The organism is Achromobacter spanius (genome assembly GCF_002966795.1).
Classification (GTDB): domain Bacteria; phylum Pseudomonadota; class Gammaproteobacteria; order Burkholderiales; family Burkholderiaceae_B; genus Achromobacter; species Achromobacter spanius_D.
This window is the reverse complement of sequence record NZ_CP023270.1, coordinates 4,181,434-4,207,254: the sequence shown is the minus strand read 5'-3', so window position 1 is coordinate 4,207,254 and position 25,821 is coordinate 4,181,434. Positions and strand designations below refer to the sequence as shown.

24 protein-coding genes are annotated in these 25,821 nt (G+C 65.9%); 10 read left to right on the top strand and 14 right to left on the bottom strand.

The features are described from left to right. Positions 1-39: 39 nt before the first annotated feature. From CLM73_RS18915 to CLM73_RS18890, 6 genes are all read right to left on the bottom strand, one after another. A complete protein-coding gene (locus CLM73_RS18915; RefSeq protein ID WP_105239744.1) occupies positions 40-474 on the bottom strand; it encodes a cupin domain-containing protein in 435 nt (144 codons plus the stop codon). Positions 475-1,470: 996 nt separating this feature from the next. After that, positions 1,471-2,427, bottom strand: a complete 957-nt coding sequence (locus CLM73_RS18910; RefSeq protein ID WP_105237183.1) for an IS110 family transposase — start codon at positions 2,425-2,427, stop codon at positions 1,471-1,473. Positions 2,428-2,808: 381 nt separating this feature from the next. Continuing rightward, entirely contained in the window at positions 2,809-3,687 is an 879-nt protein-coding gene (locus CLM73_RS18905) for an RNA polymerase sigma-70 factor (protein ID WP_105239743.1), read from the bottom strand. Positions 3,688-3,802: 115 nt separating this feature from the next. Continuing rightward, on the bottom strand, positions 3,803-4,804 hold the full coding sequence (locus CLM73_RS18900; protein WP_105239742.1) for a bestrophin family protein: 1,002 nt from the start codon (positions 4,802-4,804) through the stop codon (positions 3,803-3,805). Positions 4,805-4,838: 34 nt separating this feature from the next. Then, positions 4,839-5,486, bottom strand: a complete 648-nt coding sequence (locus tag CLM73_RS18895; protein WP_105239741.1) for a DedA family protein — start codon at positions 5,484-5,486, stop codon at positions 4,839-4,841. 198 nt (positions 5,487-5,684) lie between these two features. Further along, positions 5,685-6,710: a LacI family DNA-binding transcriptional regulator gene (locus CLM73_RS18890; RefSeq protein WP_105239740.1), complete on the bottom strand. Its 1,026-nt coding sequence runs from the start codon at positions 6,708-6,710 to the stop codon at positions 5,685-5,687. 217 nt (positions 6,711-6,927) lie between these two features. On the opposite strand from CLM73_RS18890, the gene CLM73_RS18885 reads away from it, so the two are divergent. Both CLM73_RS18885 and gudD read left to right on the top strand, forming a co-directional pair. Further along, the gene (locus CLM73_RS18885) at positions 6,928-7,899 is read left to right on the top strand and encodes a Bug family tripartite tricarboxylate transporter substrate binding protein (protein ID WP_105239739.1); all 972 of its coding nucleotides are present in this window, start codon (positions 6,928-6,930) and stop codon (positions 7,897-7,899) included. A 46-nt stretch (positions 7,900-7,945) separates the two neighbouring features. Then, positions 7,946-9,292 carry a glucarate dehydratase gene (gene gudD, locus CLM73_RS18880; RefSeq protein ID WP_105239738.1) on the top strand — a complete coding sequence of 449 codons (1,347 nt, stop codon included), beginning with the start codon at positions 7,946-7,948 and terminating at the stop codon, positions 9,290-9,292. Positions 9,293-9,348: 56 nt separating this feature from the next. On the opposite strand, the gene CLM73_RS18875 is transcribed toward gudD, so the two are convergent. Together CLM73_RS18875 and CLM73_RS18870 are read right to left on the bottom strand one after the other, a co-directional pair. Then, complete coding sequence (locus CLM73_RS18875) at positions 9,349-10,032, bottom strand: hypothetical protein (protein WP_105239737.1); 684 nt, start codon at positions 10,030-10,032, stop codon at positions 9,349-9,351. Between the two features lie 2 nt (positions 10,033-10,034). Then, positions 10,035-11,066, bottom strand: coding sequence for a TRAP transporter substrate-binding protein (locus CLM73_RS18870; protein WP_105239736.1), 1,032 nt, complete (start codon positions 11,064-11,066; stop codon positions 10,035-10,037). Positions 11,067-11,237: 171 nt separating this feature from the next. On the opposite strand from CLM73_RS18870, the gene CLM73_RS18865 reads away from it, so the two are divergent. Further along, positions 11,238-12,071, top strand: a complete 834-nt coding sequence (locus CLM73_RS18865) for an IclR family transcriptional regulator (RefSeq protein WP_105239735.1) — start codon at positions 11,238-11,240, stop codon at positions 12,069-12,071. Here the strand turns inward: CLM73_RS18865 and CLM73_RS18860 are convergent. Continuing rightward, complete coding sequence (locus tag CLM73_RS18860; RefSeq protein WP_105239734.1) at positions 12,068-12,895, bottom strand: IclR family transcriptional regulator; 828 nt, start codon at positions 12,893-12,895, stop codon at positions 12,068-12,070. The genes CLM73_RS18865 and CLM73_RS18860 overlap by 4 nt on opposite strands. Positions 12,896-13,022: 127 nt before the next feature. Between CLM73_RS18860 and CLM73_RS18855 the strand changes: the two genes are divergently transcribed. The 7 genes from CLM73_RS18855 to CLM73_RS18825 all read left to right on the top strand — a co-directional run bounded on the left by CLM73_RS18855 (position 13,023) and on the right by CLM73_RS18825 (position 19,142). Then, a complete protein-coding gene (locus CLM73_RS18855; protein WP_105239733.1) occupies positions 13,023-14,030 on the top strand; it encodes a TRAP transporter substrate-binding protein in 1,008 nt (335 codons plus the stop codon). A gap of 20 nt (positions 14,031-14,050) precedes the next feature. Then, positions 14,051-14,494, top strand: coding sequence for a type II 3-dehydroquinate dehydratase (locus CLM73_RS18850; RefSeq protein WP_105239732.1), 444 nt, complete (start codon positions 14,051-14,053; stop codon positions 14,492-14,494). Positions 14,495-14,543: 49 nt separating this feature from the next. Beyond that, positions 14,544-15,110 carry a TRAP transporter small permease gene (locus CLM73_RS18845; RefSeq protein ID WP_418904958.1) on the top strand — a complete coding sequence of 189 codons (567 nt, stop codon included), beginning with the start codon at positions 14,544-14,546 and terminating at the stop codon, positions 15,108-15,110. Continuing rightward, positions 15,107-16,387, top strand: coding sequence for a TRAP transporter large permease subunit (locus tag CLM73_RS18840; protein WP_056563400.1), 1,281 nt, complete (start codon positions 15,107-15,109; stop codon positions 16,385-16,387). Before CLM73_RS18845 ends, CLM73_RS18840 begins: the two co-directional genes overlap by 4 nt. A gap of 68 nt (positions 16,388-16,455) precedes the next feature. Beyond that, positions 16,456-17,157 carry a protocatechuate 3,4-dioxygenase subunit beta gene (gene pcaH / locus CLM73_RS18835; RefSeq protein ID WP_105239730.1) on the top strand — a complete coding sequence of 234 codons (702 nt, stop codon included), beginning with the start codon at positions 16,456-16,458 and terminating at the stop codon, positions 17,155-17,157. Positions 17,158-17,160: 3 nt separating this feature from the next. Beyond that, a complete protein-coding gene (gene pcaG, locus CLM73_RS18830; protein WP_105239729.1) occupies positions 17,161-17,730 on the top strand; it encodes a protocatechuate 3,4-dioxygenase subunit alpha in 570 nt (189 codons plus the stop codon). Positions 17,731-17,744: 14 nt separating this feature from the next. Then, entirely contained in the window at positions 17,745-19,142 is a 1,398-nt protein-coding gene (locus tag CLM73_RS18825) for a 3-carboxy-cis,cis-muconate cycloisomerase (RefSeq protein ID WP_105239728.1), read from the top strand. A 64-nt stretch (positions 19,143-19,206) separates the two neighbouring features. Here CLM73_RS18825 and CLM73_RS18820 read toward each other — a convergent pair whose 3' ends face one another. The 5 genes from CLM73_RS18820 to CLM73_RS18800 all read right to left on the bottom strand — a co-directional run bounded on the left by CLM73_RS18820 (position 19,207) and on the right by CLM73_RS18800 (position 25,635). Continuing rightward, the gene (locus CLM73_RS18820; protein WP_105239727.1) at positions 19,207-20,097 is read right to left on the bottom strand and encodes a GntR family transcriptional regulator; all 891 of its coding nucleotides are present in this window, start codon (positions 20,095-20,097) and stop codon (positions 19,207-19,209) included. Positions 20,098-20,102: 5 nt separating this feature from the next. Next, the gene (gene pdxA / locus CLM73_RS18815) at positions 20,103-21,155 is read right to left on the bottom strand and encodes a 4-hydroxythreonine-4-phosphate dehydrogenase PdxA (protein WP_105239726.1); all 1,053 of its coding nucleotides are present in this window, start codon (positions 21,153-21,155) and stop codon (positions 20,103-20,105) included. After that, complete coding sequence (dtnK, locus tag CLM73_RS18810; protein ID WP_105239725.1) at positions 21,152-22,369, bottom strand: D-threonate kinase; 1,218 nt, start codon at positions 22,367-22,369, stop codon at positions 21,152-21,154. The genes pdxA and dtnK overlap by 4 nt, the downstream gene beginning before the upstream one ends. Then, on the bottom strand, positions 22,366-23,352 hold the full coding sequence (locus CLM73_RS18805) for a 2-keto-3-deoxygluconate permease (RefSeq protein WP_418904957.1): 987 nt from the start codon (positions 23,350-23,352) through the stop codon (positions 22,366-22,368). Before CLM73_RS18805 ends, dtnK begins: the two co-directional genes overlap by 4 nt. 192 nt (positions 23,353-23,544) lie before the next feature. Continuing rightward, positions 23,545-25,635, bottom strand: a complete 2,091-nt coding sequence (locus CLM73_RS18800) for a TonB-dependent siderophore receptor (protein ID WP_105241605.1) — start codon at positions 25,633-25,635, stop codon at positions 23,545-23,547. Positions 25,636-25,821 lie beyond the last annotated feature (186 nt).

The window sequence follows — 25,821 nt, the reverse complement described above, 5'->3', positions numbered from 1 at the left end:
CCTGCAGGAGTGCCGAAGGGCGCGATCCGCCCGGCGTCCCTATTTGACCGGCGTGAGGGCGGGCGCGCCTTGCTTCTTGATGAGGACGACCACGAACTTGGCCGGCTCGGTCTGGCTGGCGTTGCGTCCCACGGTGTGGATGTCGTCGGGGCCTTCGTAGAAGGTCTCACCGGGCTTGAGCGTGACTTCCTTGCCGCCCTTGACCTGCATGACGATCGTGCCTTCCAGCACGTAGACGAAGGCGGAGGCGTCGTGGCGGTGGACGGGGTCCGCGCCGCCGGGCGGGTAGTCGACGACGAGCATCAGGGCTTCCTTGCCGGGGATGTCCGGCAGGGCCTTTGTCATCACTTCGGTGACGATGGGGTCGGTTGGTTTGGGCGTGGCCTGGGCGTGATGGGAGGCGGCTTGGGCGGGTTGGCTGAGTAACGTTGCTGTGGCGATGAAGGGTAAGAGGAATTTCGTTAGCTTTGACATGGTTTGTCCTTGGAGGGTGACGGGTCCATCGTAGAGTTGGTGGGGGCGGGGCGGTAGGTCCGTTCTGGGGATCACGGTGTTGCCTGGGATGCACCAACGTGTTGGGGCGGCTGACGTTGGGGCGGCATTGGGTCGTCGGAAGCCGTGGTCTTCGTAGGTCGCCCGACGCCGTGGTCACCGGGGAGGCGATCGCCCACGATTGCGGTCCGGAGCCTTCGCTCCGGACTCGCCTAGGCGGCCCCCCCCTTCGTCATCTTCGTCCGCCTTCGGCTACCTTCAGATTCCCTCGGGCGCATCGACGGCGCTCGCCTCCCCGGTGACCACGACGCCGTGCTGCTAGGGTCTTTGGTTTGCGCGCTGCAAGACCTGTGTGCAGGGCAGGGGATCTGCGGGGTCGCTGGGTTGCTGCCGCCCGGGCGGCGGCAACCCGGCATTGGGTCGGTGGGACGGCGTGGCGGTGTGCGCTTCGCGCTGGTGGTGGGTGGTTTGCGAATGGGCCGTCGTCACGGGGGGAGGGGCGGTGATGGGCGGTGCGCGTCGACCGTCAGCGACAACCTGCCGACCCGTACGCGCGCCGCCCATCGGGCACCGGAGTTCAATTGACGATTAGGGGCGGTGCCGTTTGAAGTCGCGAGAGCGTCTGCCGCTGCCGGTGTCTGACACCCTCGGGAGATGGACTTGGCATGACGCGAATCTCGCCAGGGTGTCAGACACCTGACTCAGAAGCAGCCACACGCGAAGCGTCATCGTCACGCCGTAAGACGCCGCGTAAGCCCACGAAGGCCGCCCGCGCGGCCGGCCGGGGGCGGGCACCGCAAGACGCTCGTCTTCCACACAAGCGCGTGCAAGAACCTAAAGAACCCAACTCGCCCCGACGCCCGCGAAGATCAAGCAACCCGAGCCCGGTGTGGCGTGGGCCTGGGGTGGGCGGGGCGTTTAGATGCGCCCGACGGAAACCGTAGGGAGCCGAAGGCGGACGAGATTCTATGGTCTTGGTCAAGCAATTGCTGGTCGCAATTTCTCTGAATCAAAGGGTTGACCTGTTCGCCATACCCCGTGCGCGATCCGCAGGAGTTTGCGGGCGATTATGACCAAGGCCGCAGTCGAGGCCAGCCCTCGAGCCCTGAGCATGGCGTAGTAATCCTTGAATTGTTCCGTGCGCGCCGCTGAGCTAGCCGCGTTGTAGAGCAATGTCCTCGCCGCTTTATCGCCCTGCTTGCTTAGCCGGCGCCGACCAACTTTTCTTCCGGATTCGTTCGGCCTCGGATCCAGGCCACAGAAGGCTACCGCCGCATCGCTGCTGGCAAATTCGATCCGGCTGAACAAGCTCGTCAGGGCAACGCCGGTTATCGGTCCTATGCCGCAGATGCCGGTCAGCAGACCGTATGTCTTGGCCCAGTCACTCTGGGCCTTAATCTTGGCGATCATTTCCCGTTCGAGTTGCTCTGACCAAGCCGTCAAACTTGCGAGTGCCTTCTTCTGATGGCTGCTTACGCAACCATGTCGCTGTGCCGACAAACGCAAGGATGTGCCTACACGGACCACCGTCGATCTCAGCGCCTGAAGTGCTCTGACTTCCTGCAATTCTGGAGATATTGGTTCGTAACGATGCAGTTTTTTTTGATGCTGCGCGATGTATTGCGCGATGACGGCGGCATCCAATCGATCTGTCTTGCCGCGATTCCCCAACGAGATTGCGTAATGATGGACGTGGGTCGGATTAAGGACATAAACCTCAAATCCGCGCTCATGCGCCGTACGAGCCAGGAGCTCTTGATAGCCTCCTGTCGCTTCCATGGCGATCACACTAGTGGCCGGCAGACGCTTTAACCAGCCCACGATGCTGGAGCGATTGTTGGGCAAGACGCCCGTCACGATCTCTCCGTCAGACGCGGCTACTTGAAGCTCAAACTTGCCGACATCGACCCCAATAAAAACGATTGAAGTTTGCATGACAGCTCTCCCTGCGATACGTTAAGTCCGCTGGGGTAGCCACGCCTCGGGCGTTACCTTGCGATCAATCGGCGGTCTCGGCCGCTAGATTCCTTATCGACGCGTGAGGCGGGGTGGGATGCTCTCGTAGTGGCAGTCCGGGTGCAACCGGCTGATGGTTGACGACGTCCCTCACCCCAGCGTCTTTCTTCTTCGAAAGACGCATTCACACCATACAAGGTTGAGGACGGGGCAGTCCGGAGCGAAGGCTCCGGACCGCAATCGGAGCCCCGCCCACCCCAGGCCCACGCCGCGCCGGGCGTCTTAAGAACTCAACCGCGCTCCAAACTCCAGCCAGACACCACGCAACCAACAACTCCAAAAACGCGCAAACCGCATAAATCAGGCGCGCTTGAGCGAAGCAGCAATACGAGCCAGCTTATCCGGATTGCGTTGCACCAAAACCCGCGTCAACCGCTCCCCATCGGTCTCGTAAGACTGCACGGATTCCAACTCGCCATCGATGAACCGCAGCAAGGTCCATTGCCCATTTACCTGCACCACCTCGACCTCCAGCGCATCGCGATAGCGGCGCTTGCCGGCATAAAAGAGCTGCGCCAGTCGCTTGCCGCCCACCAGGCTGGCGAACGCCGTGACCTTGTCGCCGCCGTCACCGATGAGTTCGGCGTCGTCGCTCAGCAACGCAAGCAGCCCGTTGAAGTCGCTGCGCTGCATTGCATCCGCAAACGCCTGCAACAGGCGCTGCAGCGTTGCGCGCGGCACTGCTTCGCGCGGCGCGCCCTGGCGTAGTTGCTGCCGCGCCCGCCGCACCATCTGGCGAATGGCGGCCGGGTTTTTGTCCAGGGTCTGCGCGATGTCTTCGTAATCCGCGTCGAACACATCGCGCATCAGAAACGCCGCACGGGCATCCGGCGACAGGCGTTCCAGCATGAAAAGAAACGCCACCGACACGTCGTCGGCCATCTCGTGGATCTGTTCCGGCGTTGACGGCGCGGCCATCAGCATCGGCTCCGGCAACCAGACGCCCACGTAGTTCTCGCGCTCGGCCTTCGCGGCGCGCAGGTGGTCGATCGACAGGCGCGTCGTGGCGGTGACCAGCCACGCTTCCGGGTTCTGGATGACGGCGCGGTCCGCGCCATGCCAGCGCAGCCAGGCTTCCTGCACCACGTCTTCGGCCTCGGCCACGGCGCCCAGCATTCGGTAGGCGATGGCATAAAGGCGGGAACGGTGCTGGTCGAAGAGGGCGACAGAGTCGGTCATGGAGGGGGCCAGCGCCGGAACGAGGGGGGAGGGAGGCAGGTATTTTGCCGCAGGGGCCTGCCTGCGACAAGCGCGCCGGGCATCCATGCCGGCCTCCCATCCTGGCTTGCGCCGACTACAGCACGATGTCATTCGTGCACAGCGGCGGCAGCGCCGTGGCGCCGCGCATCTGCTTTAAGTCCCGTTCCACCATCGTGCTCAACTGGCTGATCGGCACGTCGTTCGCGTTGCCCTCAAACGGGTTTTCGGTGCTCTGGCCCACCTGTTCCAGCGACGTGTAGATCCACGAAATGATGACGCTGAAAGGCACCGCCAGCCACGCCATCTGGCCCTGCATGAAGCCGCCGGCCGCCTCGCCGATCTGGTCGAACTGGGCGGTCAGGCCGAAGGGCAGGGCCACGCAGAATGCGCGTACGAAAAGCGTGTTGATGATGGCGTACTGGCGCGGATACGGAAAATCCTTGATGCGTTCGGCCTGGCCTTGCAGATCGAGCAGGTCGCGAATGCGGCCATTCAGATCGGCGTACTCCGAGGCCGTGATTGCGCCGTCGTCCAGCAGTTGCCTTGCCGCGCGGCCTTGCCCGTCCAGAAGCTGCACCGCCTTGTTGTCGGCCGCAGCCAAGGCCGTGATTTCCGCCGCCGAAAGGTAACGGGCCAGCGCGGATTCAAGCGGCATGCGGCGCTCGGGAATCACGTAGCGCTTGCCGTACTCCGCATTCGGCCGGTTCTGCATGGACTCCCACACGCGGGGCGCGCGAAGCTGATAACGCAGCGCGGTCAGCCACGCCAGATGCCGGTCGACCAGTCCGGCCTCGCGTCCCGCGTCACCGGCATAGTGGCCGCACAGCACGCCCCACGCGCGGCTGGCGCTGACGATGCCCATCCAGATCTTTTGCGCCTCCACGGTGCGCGTGTACGTCTGCACATTCTTGAAGCCCACGACGAACGTCGTCGCCGTGCCCAGCAGCGTCACTACCGATAACGGCAGCGTCAGCCACTTCATGCCGGCCACCTGATACAGCAGCACCGGCACAAGGCTGAACGTGGCGAGGACGTAGATGGTCCGGCGCGTCCAGACGACGAATTCGCACAAGCGATAGGATTTTCCGAGGTGCATGATGTCGATTTCCAGATTGCCTTCAAACGTCCGTTCAAGAAGCGGACGACCCGGCCTGGCGCGCCGTCTTCGCGCCCCACGCGCGCCGTGCGTAGCGATATGCCAGGAAAAGCGCCACCGCGGAGCCGGCAACGACAGACGCGCGCCCGCCCAGCGCGCTCAACGCCGCCAGCAACGCTTCCACGCGTGCGGAAAACGCCGCGCCCAGCACCAGGCCCACCGCGGCCCACAACGCCAGGCCCGCGCAGTCGTGCCAGACGAACGACCGCAGCCGTGTGCCGCTGGCGCCGCACAACGGCACCGCCACCATCGACAGTCCCGGCATGAAGCGCGCGACGATCAAGAGGCGCACGCCCCAGCGGTTGAAGAAGCGCTCGGTCCTGCTGATGCACGCGTCGCGCGAGAGCGACAGGTTGCAGACGGTGTGCAGCGTGCGGGGGCCGTAGCGTCTGCCGCCGCGAAACCACAGCAGGTCGGCCAGCACGCCCGCCAGCACCGCGGCGGCCAGCACCACGGCCAGCGGCAGGGCAACATGGCCCGATGCGCCGGCGGTGGCCGCCTGGCTGGCGCCCACCGCGATAAGCGTGGGCATGACGGGCAGCGGCAGGCCGAGCGACGCGCCCAACACATTCAGGAATACGGCCAGCACGCCGTATTGCGCGATCCATTCATGCGGCAGCATGCGGCGCTCCGTGCGTCTGGCCGTGGGGGACGATGGTGGGCGTGCGCATGGGGGGATCTCCTGGAATCACCGCGCCGCGGTGCGTGGCGGGTCAGGACAAATCCTAGAGATTGCGCCCTCGGCGCGGTAGACCCGCGCAGGGACGCACGGTGTTGTCCGGGCGACAACAATGGGCTGCGGGGACGCCGGGGGCGAGGTTTAGGCGCTTTCGCGGGTCACGATGCGAAAGCCGATTTCCACAACCGATTGCGCGGGACGCTGTCCGTTCGCGCGCAGGCCGATCATCTCGGCTGCCTGCGCACCGATCGCCGCGCCGTCCACGTGTACGGACGTGATGGCCGGGGACATCGATGCGGCGATCTCCATGTCGCCAAAGCCCATCACGGCCAGTTGCCGCGGCACCTCCAGTCCTTGCGCGGCGGCCTCGGTCAGGACGCCGGCGGCCATCATGTCCGAGCTGCAGAACACCGCGTCGATGCCCTGGTTTGAGCGCTGCAAGGCGCGCAGGCCTTCGCGGCCCTGCGCGTGCGTCGTCGGCGCGGGCATGTAGTGCACCAGCGGTTCGGGCAGCCCCGACTCGACGGCTGCGCGAACCAGGCTTTCGGCACGCAGCCGGGCGCGGTGGTCGTCGCCGCTCAGCACCGCCTGCCGCGTCTTGCCCGCGTCGCGCAGGTAGTGGCTGACCGCCGCGCCGATCGCGTCGTGCGACAGGCTGAGCAGCATGTCGATCGGGGCGTCCGTGGCGTCCCACGTTTCCACGATGGGGATGCCGGACGCCTTGAGGAGCTGCCGGCCCTGCGGAGAGTGCATCACTCCTGTCAGCACGATGCCGTCGGGACGGCGGCCGATGATGGCGCGCAGCAGGGCGTCTTCGCGCGGCGAGTGGTAACCGCTTTGGCCGACCATGAGCTGGAAGCCCTTGGCCTCCAGCGACTGCGTCAGCGCGGTCAGCATGCCGCCGAACAGAGAACCGGCGATCGACGGCACCAGCACCATCACCAGATTGCTGCGCGACAGGCGCAGGCTGCCCGCCATCAGGTTGGGCACGTAACCCAACGCCTGGATCGCGGCGTTGACCTTGTCCAGCGTGGCCGGCGAGACCTGCTGCGGCGTATTGATGGCGCGCGACACGGTGATCATCGACACCCCGGCCGCCTGCGCCACCTCGCGCACGGTCACGTTGGCGCGCTCTGACGAGCGGGAGGGGGAATCGGCTGGCGGCATTCGGGGCGGGTGCATTGAAAAAGGGACAAAAAGCGTGGCTTGAAACTGGCGTCAAGCCTAACCGCAGACGCCGCCTTTGCGGGCCGGGTGTGCTCAGGGTTTGTCCGGATGGCGGACGGCGAATGCGCCGAAATATCCTAACGGCGCCGTGATGTTAACGTTAACAAATAAAATGGTAACGTTAACGTACATAAAAGAACTTAAACCGGAGACAGTAATGACGAGCAATGCGCGCAAGTGGATTCTTGGTTTGACCCTGATGGCTGCAGCCGGCGTGGCGCAGGCCTGGCCCGACAAGGCCGTCACGGTCGTCGTGCCGTTCCCGCCCGGCGGCGCAACCGATTCGGTGGCGCGTGCTCTGGCCAACAAGCTGGGCGAACAGCTCAAGCAGTCGTTCGTGGTGGAAAACAAGGCCGGCGCCACCGGCACGATCGGCGCCTCGCAAGTCGCCCGCGCCGCCCCGGACGGCTACACGCTGATGGTTACGTCGCTGGCCCCGCTGGTCGTGGCCCCGCACCTGATGAAGGGCATCACCTATGATCCGGCCAAGGATTTCACGTACCTGACGGTGGCCGTGCAGACCCCGAACGTGCTGGTGGTCAGCCCGCAGCTCGCCTCCAAGATCAACAGCGTGCAGGACGTGCTGACGCTGCTGAAGGAAAAGCCGGGCGCGATCAGCTTCGCGACGTCGGGCGCGGGGTCGTCCGATCACCTGACCGCCGAACTCTTCTGGCAGAAGACCGGCACCAAGGGCCTGCACGTGCCGTACAAGGGCGGCGCGCCGGCCATTTCCGATCTGCTGGGCAACCAGGTTGAGATGTCGTTCCAGAATGTGAACGCCGTGCTGCCGCACATCAAGTCCGGTAAGCTCAAGGCCATCGCCGTCACGGGTTCCAAGCGTTCGCCGGTGCTGCCCGACGTGCCCACGTTCGCCGAAGCATCGGTGCCGGGCGTCGACGTCTACGCCTGGCAGGCCGTCGTGGCCCCCAAGAACCTGCCCGCGGACGTGCGCGACAAGCTGTCCGCCGCCCTGACCGCCGCCCTGAAGGATCCGGCGATCAGCAAGCCCTTCACCGACATCGGCCTGGAGGTCGTCGCCAACTCGCCCGAAGCCTTCACCAAGTTCCAGCAGCAGGAAAGCGCCCGCTGGAAGCAGGTCATCGAGACCGGCGGCATCTCCGTGCAATGACGCAACGCGCCCGGCCGTGGCGGCCGGGCTTTTTCAAGAAGCAATCATGACTCTTCACGCATCGCAAGCCTCCCAGACGCCCACGATCACCGGCATGCGCGTCGTGCCGGTGGCCGGCCAGGACTCCATGCTGCTCAACCTGAGCGGCGCCCACGCGCCTTACTTCACGCGCAATCTGGTCATCCTGACCGACAACGCGGGCAACACCGGCGTGGGCGAAGTCCCCGGCGGCGAAAAGATCCGCAACACGCTGGAGGACGCGCGCGCCCTTATCGCGGGCAGTTCCATCGGCAACTATCAGCACACGCTGAACCAAATGCGCCAGGCGTTCGCCGGACGGGACAGCGAGGGCCGCGGCGCCCAGACCTTCGACCTGCGCGTCGCGATCCATGCCGTGACCGCGGTGGAATCGGCGTTGCTGGACCTGCTGGGCCAGCATCTGGGCGTGCCCGTCGCCGCGTTGCTGGGCGAGGGCGTGCAACGTACGTCCGTGCAGATGCTGGGCTACCTGTTCTACGTGGGCGACTCCGCGCAAACGCCGCTGCCGTACCAGACGGCGCCCGACGCCGAAGGCTGGCTGCGCGTGCGGCACGAAAAGGCGATGACGCCCGAGGCCATCGTCCGCCTGGCCGAAGCGGCCCAGGACCGCTACGGCTTCCAGGACTTCAAGCTCAAAGGCGGCGTGCTGCGCGGCGAAGAAGAGGTCGAAGCCATTCGCGCCCTGCACGAGCGCTTTCCCGAGGCGCGCGTCACGCTCGACCCGAACGGCGGCTGGTTGCTCAACGACGCGGTGCGCCTGTGCCGCGACCTGCATGGCGTGATGGCCTATGCTGAAGACCCGTGCGGCGCCGAAGGCGTGTTTTCCGGCCGCGAAGTCATGGCCGAGTTCCGCCGCGCCACCGGCCTGCCCACCGCCACCAACATGGTCGCCACCGATTGGCGCGAGATGGCGCATGCGCTGTCGCTGCAATCGGTCGACATTCCGCTGGCGGATCCGCATTTCTGGACCATGCAGGGCTCGGTGCGCGTAGCGCAAACCTGCCAGGCGTTCGGCCTGACTTGGGGCTCGCACTCCAACAACCACTTCGACGTGTCGCTGGCGATGTTCACGCACGTGGGCGCCGCCGCGCCGGGCCGCGTCACCGCGATCGACACGCATTGGATCTGGCAGGACGGCCAGCATCTGACCCGCAACCCGCTGCAGATCCGCAACGGGTATGTCGAGCTGCCGCAGACCGGCGGCCTGGGCATCGAGCTGGACATGGACGCGATCGAACGCGCCCACCAGCTTTACCTGCAGCATGGCCTGGGCGCGCGCGATGACGCGACCGCGATGCAGTATCTGGTGCCCAACTGGAAGTTCGACAACAAGCGGCCTTGCATGGTGCGCTGAGCGGCCCCGCGCCGTTGACGGCAAAGGGCGCATGGCAAAGAGCGCGGGGCAGGGGCCTACCTTGCCCCCGCAGCTTCCAGCGTGTGGGACAGGCAATAGACTTCCGACCAGGCCGGGGCATCACCCGTCAGCGCGCGCATCTGCGCCGAGTTCAGGATGTCGCCGTCGCAGGCCGTCACCGCGTTGATGGCATAACCGTTGACGATGTAGATCCAGTCGGCCGCGCGGTCCTTCCCGCCGCGTATTTTCTGTTCCGTCGTGGCGTTCATCGCCGGCGTATCCGTCACGATCAGGTGTGCGCCGGTCAATCCGGGCTGCGCCGCCGCTGTCGCGGCATGCGTCTTCAGGTACGCATGCAACGCTTCCTCCGAACCCGGCCGGGGTGACAGGCGGATGGTCAGCGCATATCTTGCCAGGCCGCCGCCGACGCTCTCGATCACGCGGCACTGGCTGCGGATCATGTTGCGATGCTGCGGCATGAGCTTCGTGGACCATGGGGTGGGCGCGTTGAGGCGCTGGAGGTAGCCGGGGGAGACCAGCGTCTCGTAGGCGTCCAGTTCGTACATCACGAAGAATCCTTCGCCGCCGTGCGCACTCGTCCAGCGCGTGCCGCGCAGAAACCCGGGAACCCCCATGCGCTCCGGAAAGTGTTCATGGGAATGCCAGTCTTCGAACTCCGCGCGCCAGGCCGGCGCAATGTCCCACCACATTGCGATCGCGGCCTTTCCGAGCATGGCCATGGTCAGTTCTTGGCCCGCAAAGCGGCAAGTTCCGCGGTGACCTGCTGCATGACGTCGGGCCCGATTTCACCCGCGAACTTGTCCACTACCGGTTTGACGGCGCCGCGCAGGCGCTCGACTGCTTCCGGCGTCAAGCCGTTGACCTGCATGACCTTGCGCAGATCGTCGATGGCCACCGCTTCCTTGGCTTGCGAGATCCGCCGTTCTTCCGTCTTGGCCTCGGCGGCCGCTTCCAGAATGATCTTGCGCTCGGCTTCCGACATGCTGTCCCAAGTCTTGCGGCTCATCAGGAACGGCATGCCCGTGTAGATATGGCGCGTCAGCGACAGGTACTTCTGCACTTCCGCAAATTTGGCGGACAGGATCACGCCCACCGGGTTGTCCTGGCCGTCGATGGCCTTGGACTCCAGCGCACCGTAGACTTCGCCGAACGTCATGGGCACTGGGTTGGCGCCCAGCGTCTTGAACATGTCGATGTAGACGGGCGCGGCGATGACGCGCATTTTCAAGCCCTGCAGATCCTGCGCCTGCGCGATCGGGCGCTTGCTGTTGGTCATGTTGCGAAAGCCCAGGTCCCAGATGCCCAGGCCAATCAGGCCGTGATCGGACAGTCCGTTCAAGAGGCGCTGGGCAACGGGTCCGTCCGACACCGCATAGGCCTCGCGTGCGTCGTTGAACAGGAATGGCAGGTCAAAGACCATGAACCGCTTGTCGATGCCGGCCAAGAGGCCCGTGGCCATCGAAGTGAAGTCCAACGTGCCGCCGCGAACCGCCGACAGATTCTGGGGATCGCCGCCCAGCACCGCGTTGGCGTAGATCGACACCTTCATCTTTCCGCCGCTTTTCTCCGCAACCAGATCGGCAAATTTTTGCGCGCCCTGACCCAGGGGATGGTCGGCGGCCAGGCTGAACGCGAACTTCATTGTGCGCGGCTTGATGTCTTGCGCGGCTGCGGTTGCCGTCACGGCAAGGCAGGCCAGGACGGTCGCTGCCGCATTCACGGCGATGCGCAAGCACGTTTTCTTTGAAATCATCACAAGCACCTTCTTCGGTTGTCGTTGGCAAAGGTCCGGTTGATGCAGCTACGGCAGCGGGTCATCGTGTGAATACCCGGCTGCGAGCATAGGGCATAATTTTGAATGCCGTTCAAAATTTGATCGAATTCAAAAATTGAACAATTCATGGGCGGTCAATCGGAGAGCGCGATGAGCGGGGCAATTGAAAAGACACTGGCGTTGCTGGAATACCTGGCTGCCCATCCGGACGGCGCGAACCTGGCCGACATCGCGGACGACCTGCACCAGCTGCGCAGCGGATGTCACCGGACGCTGCATGAACTGATGAAATTCGGCTACGTGCGCCAGACGTCGGTGCGCGGCGAATATGCGCTGACGACCAAGCTTGCGTCGATGGGCCTGAGTTTCCTGAGCAGGTCAGGCGTGATCGACATTGCCCAGCCGGTTATCGACCGCTTTGCCGCAGCAACCGGCGAACTCGTGCGCCTGGCCATCGTCGACGGCAAGCGCTTGACGCTGGTGGCCAAGGCGCAAGGCGCGAAATCAGGGCTGCTTTATGACCCGGACATGGGCATCGACCTGCGCCTGTCGTGCAGCGCGGCCGGCCACGCGTGGCTGATGACATTGCCCGAGGACCAGGCCATCGCTTACGTCACCGAACAAGGGCTTGGAAAACCGCGGGACTTCGGGCCGAATGCGCCGACGTCAATACGCGCGTTGCTGATCAGCCTGGATGCGCATCGGCGGCGCGGCTACAGCATTTTGCAAGACGTTTATGCGGCCGGCATGAGCGCGATGGCGGCGCCCGTGCGGCGTCCCGGGCATCAAAGCACCGGCATCCTGGTGGTGGCGGGTCCGTCGCAACGCTTGACCGTTAAAGCCATGGAGAAATTCGGGCCGGCGCTGCTGCGCGCGGCAAGCGAGCTGGCGCAGGCGGGGGATGCCTCGCCGCTGCTGCGATCGGCGCGCGTGGGCACCTGGGGTAATGGCCCTGCGCAGGGTGAAGACCTGCCTGCGGATTAATCCGCAGACGCATCGTCTCCAGAATTGCGTCCTTGCATCGGAAAGCGCGTCCTGAACATCGGTGATGCCAGGCTGGCCAGCGCCAGTTCCTGCGCGGCCGCCAGCAGGTCGGGACCCAGTGTCTCCATCCGCGCTTCGGTCAGACGCATCGCCGGGCCGGCGATACTCAACACGCCGATGGCCGCTTCACCCTTGCGCTGCACGGGCGCGGCCATGGCGGTCATGCCCGGCGCGAACACTTCGTTGATCATCGCGTAGCCGCGCTTGCGGCCGGCCTGAAGCATCTTCGTCAGTGCGGCGATGGTGGTGGGGGCATTGGGACCGTATTCCTCCGGCGAGCCGAAGCCCTGGCGTGAGACCAGGTCCAGCGCGCGTTCGTCGGTCATGGTCAGCATCCACGCGTGACCGGAAGCGCTGCACGACAGCCTGGCTTCGGATCCCATCTCGGGGTCGTAGCGCAGACCGTGACGCGCGCCCTGCGCCTTTGCAACCCAGGTCAGCCGCTCTTCGTTATCCACGATGGCCAGCCGCACCAGTTCGCCGGAGATATCCGCCAAGCGGTCCACCAGCGGCTGGGCGATGTCGACGATGCCCGTCGCCGCCAGGTAGCTCAACCCGATCGAAGCGACGCGCGCCGTCAGCGCGTAGTCGCCGTGATCCCGGATCTGGCGCACATAGCCGCAGCGGCAAAGGTCTGTCAGCAGACGGTGCGCGGCGCTCTGCGGAATTTCCAATTGCTGCGCAAGAGAAGCGAGGGGCACGCCTTCGGGTCTGGAGGACAGGTACTCCATGACGGCGAGCGCGCGTTCGAGGACTCCGGCCATGTCATCTCAACAAGTAGTGGGGTGATGGATGATAACCCTAGGTGGAAAACTATTCCACTCGGAATTACATTCCACTACCGAGTCTTGCCAGACATCGAAAAAATTCCAAATAACACCGGAGACAACGATGAAGACCAGCCTTTTCCGCTTTGCATTGATGGCCGCGCTGTGCGCAAGCGCCATGTCGGCCGCCGCGCAGGACATCCAGGAACGCACGATACGCTTTGGCCATCTGAACAACACGGATCACCCCGTCAGCGCGGGGGTGCAGAAGTTCACGGAACTGGTGGCGGCCAAGAGCGGCGGAAAGCTGAAGGTGAAGGAGTTCCCCGCCTCGCAGCTTGGCAATGAAATGCAGCAGCAGTCCGGGCTGCAGGGCGGCGTGCAGGAGATGTCCGCGCCGGCTTCCACGTCGCTGGCGGGCATCGTCAAGGAGTTCGGGCTGATCGATCTGCCGTTTTCCGTGACCGACTTCGGCCAGGCGGACGCGCTGCTGGACGGCCCGCTTGGTCAGGCCCTGATCGCCAAGCTGCCCGAAAAAGGCCTGGTCGCGCTGGGATTCTGGGATCTGGGCTTTCGCAATGTGACGAACTCCAAGCATGCCATCGGCAAGCCGGAGGACTTGGCGGGCCTGAAGATCCGCGTGATTCCCAACCCCGTCTTCCTCGACACGTTCAAGGCCTTCAAGGCCAATCCCGTGCCGATGCCCTTTGCGGAGCTGTACGGTGCGCTGGAGTCGCGGGCGGTCGACGGCCAGGAAAATCCCTATTCGGTGATCCTGTCCAACAAGTTCTACGAAGTGCAGAAGTTCGTCAGCGCGACCAACCACGTCTACGCTGCAAACATCGTGCTGGTCAGCAAGAAGTTCTGGGACAAGCTGTCGCCCGCCGAGCAGAAGATCCTGCAAGAGGCAGCCAATGAAGCCCGCGGCTACCAGCGCCAGGTCAGCCGGGCCGCCGCCCAGAAGGCCGTGACGGAATTGCAGGCCAAGGGCATCCAGTTCAACACGATCGAACCGGGCGAAAAAGCCCGCATGCAGCAGGTCGTCAAGCCGGTGATCGAGCACTTCACCAGCAGCTACGACCCGGCGATCGTCAAGCTCTACAACGACGAACTCGCCCGAATCCGCAAGTAACCCGCACCGGCATCCCCATCATGAAGATCCTTGTATTGCACGGCCCCAACCTCAACCTGTTCGGCCGCCGCGAGCCGCACATCTACGGCACCACGACGCTCACTGAGATCAACGACCGCCTGGCCGCGCTGGCCGCGGAACTGGGCGTCCAGTTGTCGACGCTGCAATCGAACCATGAGGGCGCATTGATCGACTTCCTGCACGAGAACATCGACTCGGCGCAGGGGGCCCTGGTGAATCCCGCCGGACTGACCCAGCACGGCGTGCCGCTACACGATGCCATCAAGGCCATGCCGTTTCCCACGCTGGAAGTGCACATGTCGAACATCGCCGCGCGCGAGACCTGGCGGGCGCATTCGATCATTTCGCCGGCGGTTCGCGGCACGGTGCAGGGGCTGGGGCCCCAGTCCTATCTGACGGCGTTGCGCGGCCTGGTCGGGCTTTTGCAGGACGCCAAGGCATGAGGCGGGCGCACGTGCATCCGAAGCCGCAAGGAGGCTGGCCATGGTCGTCATAGACAGGTTCATCGGCGCCGTCTGCCGCGTGCTTGAGTTCGCCATCGCCCTGCTGCTGGCGGCGATGGTGGTGCTGGTCTTCGGCAATGTCGTTGCGCGCTACGGATTCAATTCCGGCATCACGCTGTCGGAAGAGCTGTCGCGCTGGATGTTCATCTGGCTGACCTTTCTGGGGGCGGTCATTGCCTTGAAAGAGCGCGGCCACCTGGGCATGGACATGGTGGTGGCCAAGCTGCCAACGGCCGGCAAGAAGATCTGCCTGGTCGTGGGGCAGATCCTGATGCTGTACATCGTGGGCCTCATGTTCAAGGGCAGCTGGGATCAGGCGGTGATCAATGCCGATGTCAGCGCGCCCGTGAGCGGCTTGCCGATGGCCATCGTCTACGCGTCCGGGCTGGTGTTCTCCGTCATGGCGGGCCTGATCATCGCCATGGACCTGTACCGCGTGCTTTCCGGCAAGCTGCAGGACCAGGACCTGATCATGGTCCAGGAATCCGAAGAGGCAGTGCAGCTCAAGCAGATTCTCGAGGATGCCGGCAACGGCGCGCCAAGGAGAAGCGCATGACCATCGCCGTGTTCATCGGATCGCTGCTGGGCGTAATGGCGCTGGGCGTGCCCATTGCCTTTGCGCTGCTGGCCAGCGGCGTGGCGCTCATGTGGCATCTGGACATCTTCGACGCGCAGATCCTGGCGCAGAACGTCATCGGCGGGGCGGACAGCTTTCCGCTGCTGGCCGTGCCGTTCTTCATGCTGGCCGGCGAAATCATGAACGTGGGCGGGCTGTCCCGCCGCATTGTCGACCTGGCGCTCGCGCTGGTCGGCCACGTGAAGGGCGGGCTGGGCTACGTCACGATCATGGCGGGATGCCTGCTGTCGGCCCTGTCGGGATCGGCCGTGGCGGACGCCGCCGCGCTGACGGCGTTGCTGCTGCCCATGATGGTCAGCGCCGGACACAAGAAGCAGACCGCCGGCGGCCTGATTGCTGCCACCGGCGTGATCGGTCCGGTCATTCCGCCCAGCATTGGTCTGGTCATCTTCGGCGTGGCGGCCAACGTGTCCATTTCCAAGCTGTTCATGGCGGCGATTGCGCCCGGTCTGATGATCGGGGGCGCGTTGTGGCTGACGTGGGCGTGGCTGGTCAGGCGCGAGAAGATCGTGCCGCCACCGCGCAAGTCCCCGCAGGAAATCGCTACCGCGTTCCGCAAGGCCATCTGGGCGCTCATGCTGCCGGTGATCATCCTGGTGGGGTTGCGGATGGGCGTCTTCACGCCGACCGAAGCCGCGGTGGTCGCCGCGACCTACGCGCTGCTGGTGTCGACGCTGGTGTACCGCGAGCTCAAGCTCAACCAGCTTTACGCGGTGTTCGTGTCGGCAGCCAAGACCAGCGCCATCGTCATGTTCCTGATTGCCGCCGCGATGGTCAGCGCCTGGCTGATCACCGTGGCCGATCTGCCATCCAAGGTGGTGGACATGCTGCAGCCGTTCATGGGCAACAAGATCCTGCTGATGGCCGCGATCATGGTGCTGGTGATGGTGGTTGGAACAGCGATGGACATGACGCCGACCATCCTGATCTTGACGCCCGTGCTGATGCCGGTGGTGCGCGCGGCGGGCATCGATCCGGTGTATTTCGGCGTGCTGTTCATCATCAACAACTCGATTGGCCTGGTCACGCCGCCCGTGGGCACCGTGCTCAATGTGGTGGCCGGCGTCGGGAAGATGAAGATGGACGACGTGACGCGCGGCGTCCTGCCGTTCATGGCCGCAGAGTTTCTTGTCATGTTCCTGATGGTGGCCTTTCCGGCCCTGGTGATCATTCCCGCGCGCTGGTTTGGCGGGTAGGCGTCCACGCGCCTCCCGCGCCGCTCGCCCGCGCACCGTGAAGCCTGATTAATGGGAGATTTTTCGCAATGTCCGATCTTGCTCAATACCGGCGCCCCTTCTGGGACACCCAGCCGGGCTACCGTTTCGATCCGTATAAGTCCACCCGTTTGCGCTCGCCGAACGAACCGCTGATCGCCGTGCCGCAGACGCTCTCGGAGGTTACGGGGCCGATGTTTGGTGCGGCATTCGTCAAGCAGGGCGATAACGACCTGACCCGCGTGTCCACCGCGGAGGCCATCGGCGAACGCATCATCGTGTCCGGCCGAGTGCTGGACGAGAACGGCCGGCCGGTGCCGGACGCGCTGATTGAAATTTGGCAAGCCAATGCGGCGGGCCGTTATCTGCACAAGCGCGATCAGCACGATGCGCCGCTGGATCCCAACTTTAGCGGCGAGGGGCGAACCGTCACGGACGCGCAGGGGCGTTACCAGTTCAAGACGATTCGGCCGGGCGCGTATCCGTGGGGCAACCATTACAACGGATGGCGTCCGCAGCACATTCACTTTTCGCTGTTTGGCCGGGCCTATGCGACCCGCCTGGTCACGCAGATGTATTTTCCCGGCGATCCGCTGCTGGAGTTCGACCCCATCTTCCAGTGCGTGCCCGACGCCAAGGCGCGCAACCGGCTGATTGCCGCGCTGGATTGGGAGACCACGGTCCCCGAGTATGCGCTGGGCTATCGCTTCGACATCGTCCTGCGCGGCCGCAACGCCACGCCCATGGAGTAACGCATGCTCTATCCCACCAGTTCACAGACTGTCGGTCCCTATCTGCACATCGGGCTGTCCGGGTTGAACCGTGACGATCTGACGGCAGGGTGCAGCGACCTGGGCGCGAAGTCGGTCGTTGTCGAAGGACGCGTGATCGATGGCGAGGGCAATCCGGTGCCGGACGGCATGATCGAGATATGGCAGGCCGATGTGCGCGGCGTGTACGGGCATCCTGACGATCCCCGGCATGGCGAGGGCGGCGCGGGATTCAGCGGCTTTGGCCGTGTGGCCACGCAGCCGGACGGCGGCTTCCGCTTCACCACCATCAAGCCTGGCCGCGTGCCCGCCCCGGACGGACAACTGCAGGCGTCGCATCTGGTGGTGTCCGTCTTCATGCGCGGCCTGCTCAAGCATCTGTCGACGCGGATGTATTTTCCGGATGAGGCTGGCGCCAACGAAGCGGACTGGGTTTTGACCAAGGTGCCCGCACACCGGCGCGGCACGCTGGTGGCGCAAGCGGCGGATGCGGGCATTCTGCGCTGGAACATCATCCTGCAGGGACCGCAGGAAACTGTGTTCTTCGACATCTGATCCGGCGCGCGACGATGAACAACGTTTCCGGGCTGACCGAATCCATCTTTTCGGATGAAGCGATCCTGACGCTGTTTTCCGGCCCGGCGGCCATCGGCCAGATGCTCGCCGTGGAGGCGGCCCTGGCACGCGCGCAGGCGCAATGCGGCGTCATTCCCCCAAGCGCCGCGACGGTCATCGATGAGGTCTGCCGAGGCAGCGAAATCAGCGGCATGCTGGACACGGATGCCATCGCGTCGGCCGCGGTGGCGGCGGGCAACATCGCGATCCCGTTTGTCAAACATTTGACCGCGGCCGTCGCGCGCGCGGATGCCGAAGCCGCCCGTTACGTGCATTGGGGCGCCACCAGCCAGGACATCCTGGATACTGCGCTCGTCCTGCAGATAGGGCAGGTGGCCGCCAGGCTGGACGCGGGCCTGGAGCGCGCCACACTGGCGTGCGCGCGGCTGACCAGCGCGCATCGGGACACCATCATGGTCGGACGCACGTGGTTGCAGCACGCGCTGCCCACGACGTTCGGCGCCAAGACGGCGGGCTGGCTGGAGGCCTTGGAACGCAGCCGGCTGCGCGTGCGGCAGGACGCGTCGCAGGTCGCGCTGCTGCAATTCGGCGGCGCCGTGGGCACGCTGGCCAGTCTTGGGCCGGCGGGGAACGATGTGGCGCGCGCGCTGGCCGACGAGCTAGGTCTGGACGTACCGGCGATGCCCTGGCACACGCATCGCGACCGGCTTGCCAGTCTGGCTGCGTCACTAGGCGTGCTGACCGGCACGATGGGCAAGATTGCGCGGGACGTGTCGCTGATGGCGCAGTCGGAGATCGGCGAATTGAGCGAGCCGTCCGGTCCGGGGCGCGGCGGATCGAGCACCATGCCGCACAAGCGCAATCCCGTGGGTTGCGCGGCCATCCTGACCGCCGCGATCCGCGTGCCGCCGCTGGTGTCGACGATGCTGTCGGGCACGATCCAGGAACACGAGCGCGCGCTGGGCGGCTGGCAGGCCGAGTGGGATGTGCTGCCGCAGATTGCCGCGCTGACCGGCGGCGCGGTGGGCCATCTGGCCGGCGTGCTGGACGGGCTGGAGGTGTATCCGGAGCGGATGGCGCACAATCTGGCGCTGACCGACGGCCTCATTTTGGGCGAGGCCTACATGCTGGCGCTGGGGGCGAAGCTGGGCCGCCTGCCTGCGCATGCGCTGGTGGAACGCGCGTCGTGCGATGCCGTCGCGAACAAGCGTTCGCTCCGGGATGCACTGCGTGAGACGTTGGAAAGCGATGCCGCCACGCGCGCAATGCTTAGCGACGATGACCTGGATCGTCTGGGCGATCCGGCGAACTACGTTGGCGAGGCGCCGGCGATCTGCGACCGGGTGCTGGCGGCTTGGAAGGCTAGCCGGGATGGAGCGAAGGCGGTGTAAAGCGGCACCGCCGTGCAGCGCCGCAGAACGCTGATAAACCGGCTGCCGCGAAGCGTGCGGTGATTCAAGACTGCCCGCGCAACCGCGCCAGCTCCGCCGACAGTTCCGCCACCAGCGCCTGCGCGCGCGCCAGCGGGTCCTGTCCATTGACCGGCGCCTGCGGCTCGGGCGCGGTTTCATGCAGCCGGGGCTGCACGCTTTCATGTCCCATGCTGACGTCCACGTCGAACACCAGTTGTTCGGCGCGATGCCAGGTGGTGAACCATTCCAGCGGTTTGCCGTGCTGGTCCATGCCCTGGCCCTGCAGCATCAATAGCGGCGTGCCCGTCTGCGTGTCCAGCAGCGCGGCAAGCTCGCTGTTCGCTGCGACCGCGCGGATCTGATTGCGGCCGGCACCGGGGCGCAGGCCGAATTGCCGCGTCAGCACGCCGTGCAGGGACGCGTCGGCAAGATGTTCGGCGCGCAGGCCCGGCACCGCGTCGGCGGGCAGCCAGGTGCGCACGTAGGCCAGCGGCGCTTCGGCCACGTGGCGCAGGCGTTCCAGCATCAGAAGGCGGGTGGTGCCGAAGAACTCGGCAACCTCGGCGGGCGGCTCGGCCGGGCCCAGCGCCAGCACGCGCGTGCGCAGCGCCACGCCCGACTGGGCAAATTGCTCATACAGACCGGTGGACCGCTGCACGAGGCGGCGGTGTTCCTGCGGCGCCGCCACGGTGGCGGGGCGCCCGGTCTCGCGTTGGATCAGACCTTCGGCGGCCAGCGCCGCCAGGGCCTGGCGCACTACGCTGCGGGCCACGCCGAAGCGGTCGCACAGCGCGGCTTCGCTCGGCAGCACGGCGCCCGCCGCGAGCTTGTTCGTGCGGATGTACCCGCGCAACCGCGACGCCACCTGGGCGTGCAGCGGGATGTCTCCCGCGCGGTCAAGATCGGGCAATGCGTCGTGCGTGGCGGGCGCCATGGGAATCAACCTCCGGTTTGTGCCCGCGCAGTTTCCCATACATGCGTCCAGCCCGGGGCCAGATGCGCAGCGCGCTCGGCGGCCAGGATCAGGCTGTCTTCGCGCGCGATGCCCTTGCCGGCGATGTCGAAGGCGGTGCCGTGGTCCACGGACACGCGCACGACGGGCAGGCCCACCGTGATGTTGACGCCGTCGTCGCCGTACACGGACTTGAAGGGCGCGTGGCCCTGGTCGTGGTAACAGGCGATCACGAACTTCCACTTGCCGCGCACGGCCTGCGGGAACAGCGCGTCGGCCGGGATGGGGCCGGCAGCCAGGATGCCGGCGGCGTTGGCTTCGGCCACGGCGGGCGCCAGGATGTCGGCGTCTTCGCTGCCGAAGATGCCATTCTCGCCGGCGTGCGGGTTCAGACCCGCGACGGCGACGGGTTCGTCGGCGCGGCCCAAGGCAGTGGCGAACGATCCGGCCAGGCGCAGCACGGCGCGCATGCGGGCAGGGTTCACGTCTTCGATGGCTTGGCGCAGCGAGACGTGCGTCGTGGCGTGGAAGATGTAGAGGTCGCCGGCAGACAGCACCAGCGAGAAGGTCTTGACGCCGAACTCATGGGCCAGCAATTCGGTGTGGCCGGGCCACTTGTGGCCGGCGGCGTGCATCGCGGCCTTGTTCAGCGGGGCGGTGACGATGCCGTCGATCTCACCGGCACGCGCCAGGGCGCAGGCCGTGGTGACAAAGCGCACCGAGCCGTCGCCGGCGTCCGCGCTGATCTCGCCCAGCTTGACGTGCGCGAGCGACGGGCCGGCCTGCAGCACTTCGATCACGCCCGGGGTGTTGGTCGCGTCAGCCGGACGTTCGATCTTGCGCACGATCGCGGGGTCGGCGCCCAGGTTGCGCACGGCATTGGCCATGACGTCTGCATCGCCGACCACGAAGAGGCGCGCCTTCTGGCGCAGCTCGTCGTGGCCCATGAGCATCTTGGCCGTGATTTCCGGCCCGATGCCCGCTACGTCGCCCAAGGTCACAGCCAAGAGCGGCAGCTTTGCGGGAGGGGTTTGTGTCATCGCTTGAATCTCCTGTCGCGGATCGCGCGCACCGCGCGAACCAGTACGTCTTCGGTGCCAAAGCCGCCAGCCTTGGTCACCACGGGCAGGCCTGCGGCCGTGCCTCCGGTCAGCGTGCCCAGTGGCACGCCGCCCATTACTTCATCCACCAAAGCGATGCCGTTGGCCTGCAGGGCCACCAGCACGCTGCGCGCGCCGTCGCCGCCCGTGGCGACGACACCTGCCGCGCGCGAGGCGGCGATCAATTGCGCGGCAAGGCTGCCGAGCCGGTCGGCGACCGTATCGGAATCCAGGCCGGCGCGTTGGCCTTCGGGGGCCAGCAGCAGAATGGTGCCGGACTCCAGCGGGGCCTGCGCGTGCGACTGCAGGAGCGGCTGGCTCCAGGCCTGCCACTGCGCGTCGTCGGCCAGTTGATCGAGCGACGGGCTCCAGGTGTCGGCGCCCGCTGCCTGCAGCGCGGCGGCCTGGCCGCGCGCGGCGCTGTGCTGCGAGGTCACCACGACCACTACGGGCGCGGTCTGGTCGGCGCCGGCCCATACGCGGGCCAGCGGCACAGCCAGGCCGCCCGCGCCCACGGGCAGGGCGCGTTCGCCCAGCAGCCCGACGGCGCGCGCCAGCCGTTCCAGGTCGGCATCGGTGGCCGCGTCCACCACCACGGCGCCGCCCGCCTGCGCGATGCGCGCGGCCAGCGTTTCGGGCGTGTCTTCAGCCAGCGGCGCGACGTGGGCGCAGCCAAGCAGGGTGGGGATATGGCTTTCGGTCACGGGCGTGACCGGGTCGGTGGCCGCCGAGGTCTCGGTGACCGGCTTGCCGTTCACATACAGAATGCCTTGCTCGACAGTGCGGCCCGTGGCCGGAAAGGCGGGGCAGACCACCGCGATGGCGTCATCACCCCAGGCCTCGCGTGCCGCATCGATCTCGGCCTTGAACGCGCCGCGCAGCGTCGAGTCCACCTTCTTGTACAGGCGCGTCACGCCCGCATCGCGAAGCTGGCGCACGTTGCCGCGAATGACTTCGGCCGCATCGGCCGCGCTGAGCGCGCGGCTGTTGGTCGTGACGGCCAGCACCTCGACGCCGTCGTGGGCGGGCCCGGACAGGGCCTCGTCCGCGCCGCCGATCGACAGATGCGTGCACCAGCCGGCGCGCACAAATTGCACGGCGGTGTCGCCGGAGCCGGTCAGATCGTCGGCGACGATGGCGATGGTGGGTTTCACAAGGCCTCTCCGCGGGCTTCGGTCAGGGGCGGGGCGACGGTGGCGTCGGCGTCCTCGGACTTCAGTTCACCGGCGCGCTTGAGGAACCAGGATGCCAGCACGGGAGCCAGAATGGAACTGATCAGCACGCAAGCGGCGACCTGCGCGGTGGCGGTCGACACGTATTGCTGGAAGTTGGGGTCGGCCGCCGCGACCACGGCGGGCGTGGCGATGGCGTTGCCGGCGGTGGTGCCGGCCGCAAAACCCAGGCCGCTCTTGCCGCCGCGGCGCAGGATGATGCGGTAGCCCAGGTAGACCAGACCGCCGGTGATCGGGCTGATGATCAGGCCCAGGATCAGGCCGCTGATGCCGCCGCCAACCACCGCGCCCAGATCGATGCCCGTGCCCAGCGCGAAGGCGAAGAACGGGATGACGATGTTCGGCACGGGCTTGAGCACGTCGCGCCACTTGGGGTCCAGGTTGCCGACGACCACGCCCAGCAGGAAGGGCACCAGTGCCGCCACCAGAGCGATCATCGGGATGTCGGCCAGGCCGGACGCGCCCAGGAACAGCAGGCTGAAGAAGGGGCCGTCGTTGACCGCGCTGGCGACGTAGGCGCCGCGGTCGCGGGCGTCACCGTATTGGCCGGTGTAGGCGAGCCACAGGCCGCCGTTGCTATTGTCGAACGCGGCCAGCAGGGCCAGGATCGACACGCCCCACAGACCGTCCAGACCGACGTAGCTGCCCAGGATGATGATGAGCGTGGCGGGCACGAGCGTCTTCATCAGCAGGATGGTGCCGGCCGTGGCCAGGATCGGGCCGCCGGTGCGGGCGTTGACGTGCGTGCCGGTCGCGAAGATCAGCAGCGCGATCAGCGGCAGCGCGCTGTTCTTGAAGAGGGCGGTGGTGAAGCCGCCGATGGCGAGTGCATCAGGGGCGAAGGTGCCGATCAGGGAACCCAGGATCAGCGGCACCAGCATCAATCCACCAGGGATTTTCTGCATCGTGCCAAAAAAGGGCGAGCGGGTAGTTGCGGTCGACACTATCGAGGTCTCCAGGACGATTTTTCTGGGTTGCAGACGTTCATGCGCGCGTCTGTCGGACGGGTGAAAAAATCGTAGTGTACACCTGTACGTACAGCATGTACGTACAGGTTGACCCCAATATCTGTCCCGGATATGGGGACAGTTTCTGCGTCAGAAGCGGTAGGCGCCGCTCAACATGACCGTGCGGCGCGCGCCGTAGAAGCAGTCGCCACGATCCAGGCAGACCACTTCGTACGTGCGGTCCGCGATGTTGTTGACGTTTAGCGCGTAGCGCCACGGGCCGTTGGTGTAGCTGACCATTGCATCGAACAGCGTGACCGAAGGCGTCTCCGGCGCGCCGCCGTCGCGGAACTTGGACAGGAAGCGTGCGCCGGCGCCGACCGCGAAGCCGGGCTGACCCGCCAGCGCGAAGCGGTACTTGCTCCACAGCGACACCATGTGCTTGGGCATGCCTTCCAGTTGCGGATCGATGTCGGTGTAGATGTAGTTGGCGATCACGTCCACGTTCTGGGTGACGCGGCCACGCGCCTCCAGTTCGACGCCGCGCGTGCGCGTCTTGCCAGCCTGGATCTGATTGTTGGGATTGTCCGGATCGTTGGTCTGGCGGTTGCTTTCGCGCAGGTCGTACGCCGCTGCCGTGAATTCCAGGTCGGCGCCCGGCGGCATGTACTTCAGTCCCAGTTCCCACTGCTTGCCGCGCATGGGCTTCCAGCGCTGGTCGTAGAAGTCCGCGCCCGCGATGGGCGTGAAGGACTCGCTGTAGCTCACATACGGCGACCAGCCGTTGTCGGCGGCGTACATCAGGCCGAAGCGCTTGGTGGTGGCCTGATCGGTTTCCTTGTCCTGGCCCTCGGCCGTGCTTTCGACGCGGTCGCGGCGGATGCCGGCCAGCAGGATCCAGTTCTTGTCGAACGTGATCTGGTCCTGCGCATAGAAGCCCAGTTGCTGCTGGCGTTGCTTGGGCGAGTCGCTGAGCGTGTAATCGGGCGCATTGCCGTACACCGGGTGGTACAGGTTCAGCGGCGATCCCAGCCCGCTGTCCGACTGGCTGGTCTCGCGGTAACGCGTGTAGTCCATGCCGACGATGACGGTGTGCTGCGTGCGGCCCCAGTTCAGCTTGCCTTCCAGGTTCTGGTCGGCCAGCAGCGTGCGCATGCGCGGCTTGTTGATGTAGTAGTAGCGGTCGACCGTGGTCTGTTCGGGGTCGATGTACGAATTGCCGCGGCGGTCGCCATACACGTTGGGGTACAGCGATTTGTAGTCCACGCTGCTGACCGTGTTGCGGAAGTTCTGGCGGACCTTCCAGGTGTCGTTGAATTTGTGCTCGAACAGCCAGCCGACGTTGAATTGCTCGGTGTCGTAGGTGTCAAAGCCCGGTTCGCTGGCAAAACGGCGCGTCGGGATGCGGCCGTTGGGATTGTGATCCACGGTGCCGCTCCACGGCAGGAACGATTGCGTCGTGCCGGACCGGTCTTTCTGCCACGAGGCCTGCAGCGTCAATGACGTGGCGGCGCTGGGCTGCCACGTGAGCGACGGCGCGAGGAACATCCGGTCGTCCTGCGCGTACTGCACCTGCGTGTCGCTGTCGCGGCCCAGCGCCACCACGCGATACAGCCACTGGCCGTCCTCGGTCAGCGGGCCGGTGATGTCGGCCTGGATCTCACGGCGGTTGAAGTTGCCCAGCTGCACGCCGATTTCGCCTTGCTGCTCGGCCTGCGGGCGCTTGCTGACCAGGTTGACGATGCCGCCCGTGCTGCCCTGTCCGTACAGCATCGACGACGGGCCGCGCAGCACCTCGACGCGTTCCAGACCATAGACCTCGGTGCGCGGGTTGTTGAAGCTGAAGAATTGGCGCAGGCCGTCCAGATACTGCACGGGCTCGACGCCGCGCACGCGCACGTAGTCGCCGCGGTTGTCCACGCCGTAGGCGTTGGGCCGCACGCCCGCGGCGTAGTTCATCGTGTCCTGCACGTTCTGCGAACCCTGGTCGATGATCTGCTCGCGCGGGATCACGGTGATGGCCTGGGGCGTTTCGGACAACGGCGTGTCGGTCTTGGTGCCGGTGGCGCTGCGTCGGGCGATGTAGCCGTCGACGGGGCCGGTGGCCGTTTCGCCGGTGCCGAGCACCTGGACGGCCGGCAGGGTGGCGGGCTGTTCGGGCTGCGCATGCGCGGCGCCCGCGCCCAGGCAGGCGGCCAGCGCGGCGGCGGCGGGAACACGGGGGTGCAGCCGCGCGCGCAGGGCGGCCGGGGTGTGATGGTGCTTCAAGAGGATCTCCCCACTGGCGTCGGTTGGGTCCGGCCAGTTACGTATCGAAATAACAACGATAATAATTATCAATTGTGTCGATGGGCCCAGCCAATAGCGTGCATCGGGGGAAGATGTAAAAAAGCCCTGCGGCGCTTCAAGGCGGCAGGGCTTGCACAG

Coding starts and splice junctions, on each gene's coding strand:
- CLM73_RS18850 (WP_105239732.1), top strand. CDS start 14,051: ATGAAGATCCTTGTATTGCACGGCCCCAACCTCAACCTGTTCGGCCGC.
- CLM73_RS18805 (WP_418904957.1), bottom strand. CDS start 23,352: ATGCAGAAAATCCCTGGTGGATTGATGCTGGTGCCGCTGATCCTGGGT.
- CLM73_RS18915 (WP_105239744.1), bottom strand. CDS start 474: ATGTCAAAGCTAACGAAATTCCTCTTACCCTTCATCGCCACAGCAACG.
- pcaH (WP_105239730.1), top strand. CDS start 16,456: ATGTCCGATCTTGCTCAATACCGGCGCCCCTTCTGGGACACCCAGCCG.
- CLM73_RS18820 (WP_105239727.1), bottom strand. CDS start 20,097: ATGGCGCCCGCCACGCACGACGCATTGCCCGATCTTGACCGCGCGGGA.
- CLM73_RS18870 (WP_105239736.1), bottom strand. CDS start 11,066: ATGATTTCAAAGAAAACGTGCTTGCGCATCGCCGTGAATGCGGCAGCG.
- CLM73_RS18865 (WP_105239735.1), top strand. CDS start 11,238: ATGAGCGGGGCAATTGAAAAGACACTGGCGTTGCTGGAATACCTGGCT.
- CLM73_RS18875 (WP_105239737.1), bottom strand. CDS start 10,032: ATGGCCATGCTCGGAAAGGCCGCGATCGCAATGTGGTGGGACATTGCG.
- pcaG (WP_105239729.1), top strand. CDS start 17,161: ATGCTCTATCCCACCAGTTCACAGACTGTCGGTCCCTATCTGCACATC.
- gudD (WP_105239738.1), top strand. CDS start 7,946: ATGACTCTTCACGCATCGCAAGCCTCCCAGACGCCCACGATCACCGGC.
- pdxA (WP_105239726.1), bottom strand. CDS start 21,155: ATGACACAAACCCCTCCCGCAAAGCTGCCGCTCTTGGCTGTGACCTTG.
- CLM73_RS18840 (WP_056563400.1), top strand. CDS start 15,107: ATGACCATCGCCGTGTTCATCGGATCGCTGCTGGGCGTAATGGCGCTG.
- CLM73_RS18905 (WP_105239743.1), bottom strand. CDS start 3,687: ATGACCGACTCTGTCGCCCTCTTCGACCAGCACCGTTCCCGCCTTTAT.
- CLM73_RS18910 (WP_105237183.1), bottom strand. CDS start 2,427: ATGCAAACTTCAATCGTTTTTATTGGGGTCGATGTCGGCAAGTTTGAG.
- CLM73_RS18895 (WP_105239741.1), bottom strand. CDS start 5,486: ATGCTGCCGCATGAATGGATCGCGCAATACGGCGTGCTGGCCGTATTC.
- CLM73_RS18855 (WP_105239733.1), top strand. CDS start 13,023: ATGAAGACCAGCCTTTTCCGCTTTGCATTGATGGCCGCGCTGTGCGCA.
- CLM73_RS18890 (WP_105239740.1), bottom strand. CDS start 6,710: ATGCCGCCAGCCGATTCCCCCTCCCGCTCGTCAGAGCGCGCCAACGTG.
- CLM73_RS18825 (WP_105239728.1), top strand. CDS start 17,745: ATGAACAACGTTTCCGGGCTGACCGAATCCATCTTTTCGGATGAAGCG.
- CLM73_RS18900 (WP_105239742.1), bottom strand. CDS start 4,804: ATGCACCTCGGAAAATCCTATCGCTTGTGCGAATTCGTCGTCTGGACG.
- CLM73_RS18885 (WP_105239739.1), top strand. CDS start 6,928: ATGACGAGCAATGCGCGCAAGTGGATTCTTGGTTTGACCCTGATGGCT.
- CLM73_RS18860 (WP_105239734.1), bottom strand. CDS start 12,895: ATGGCCGGAGTCCTCGAACGCGCGCTCGCCGTCATGGAGTACCTGTCC.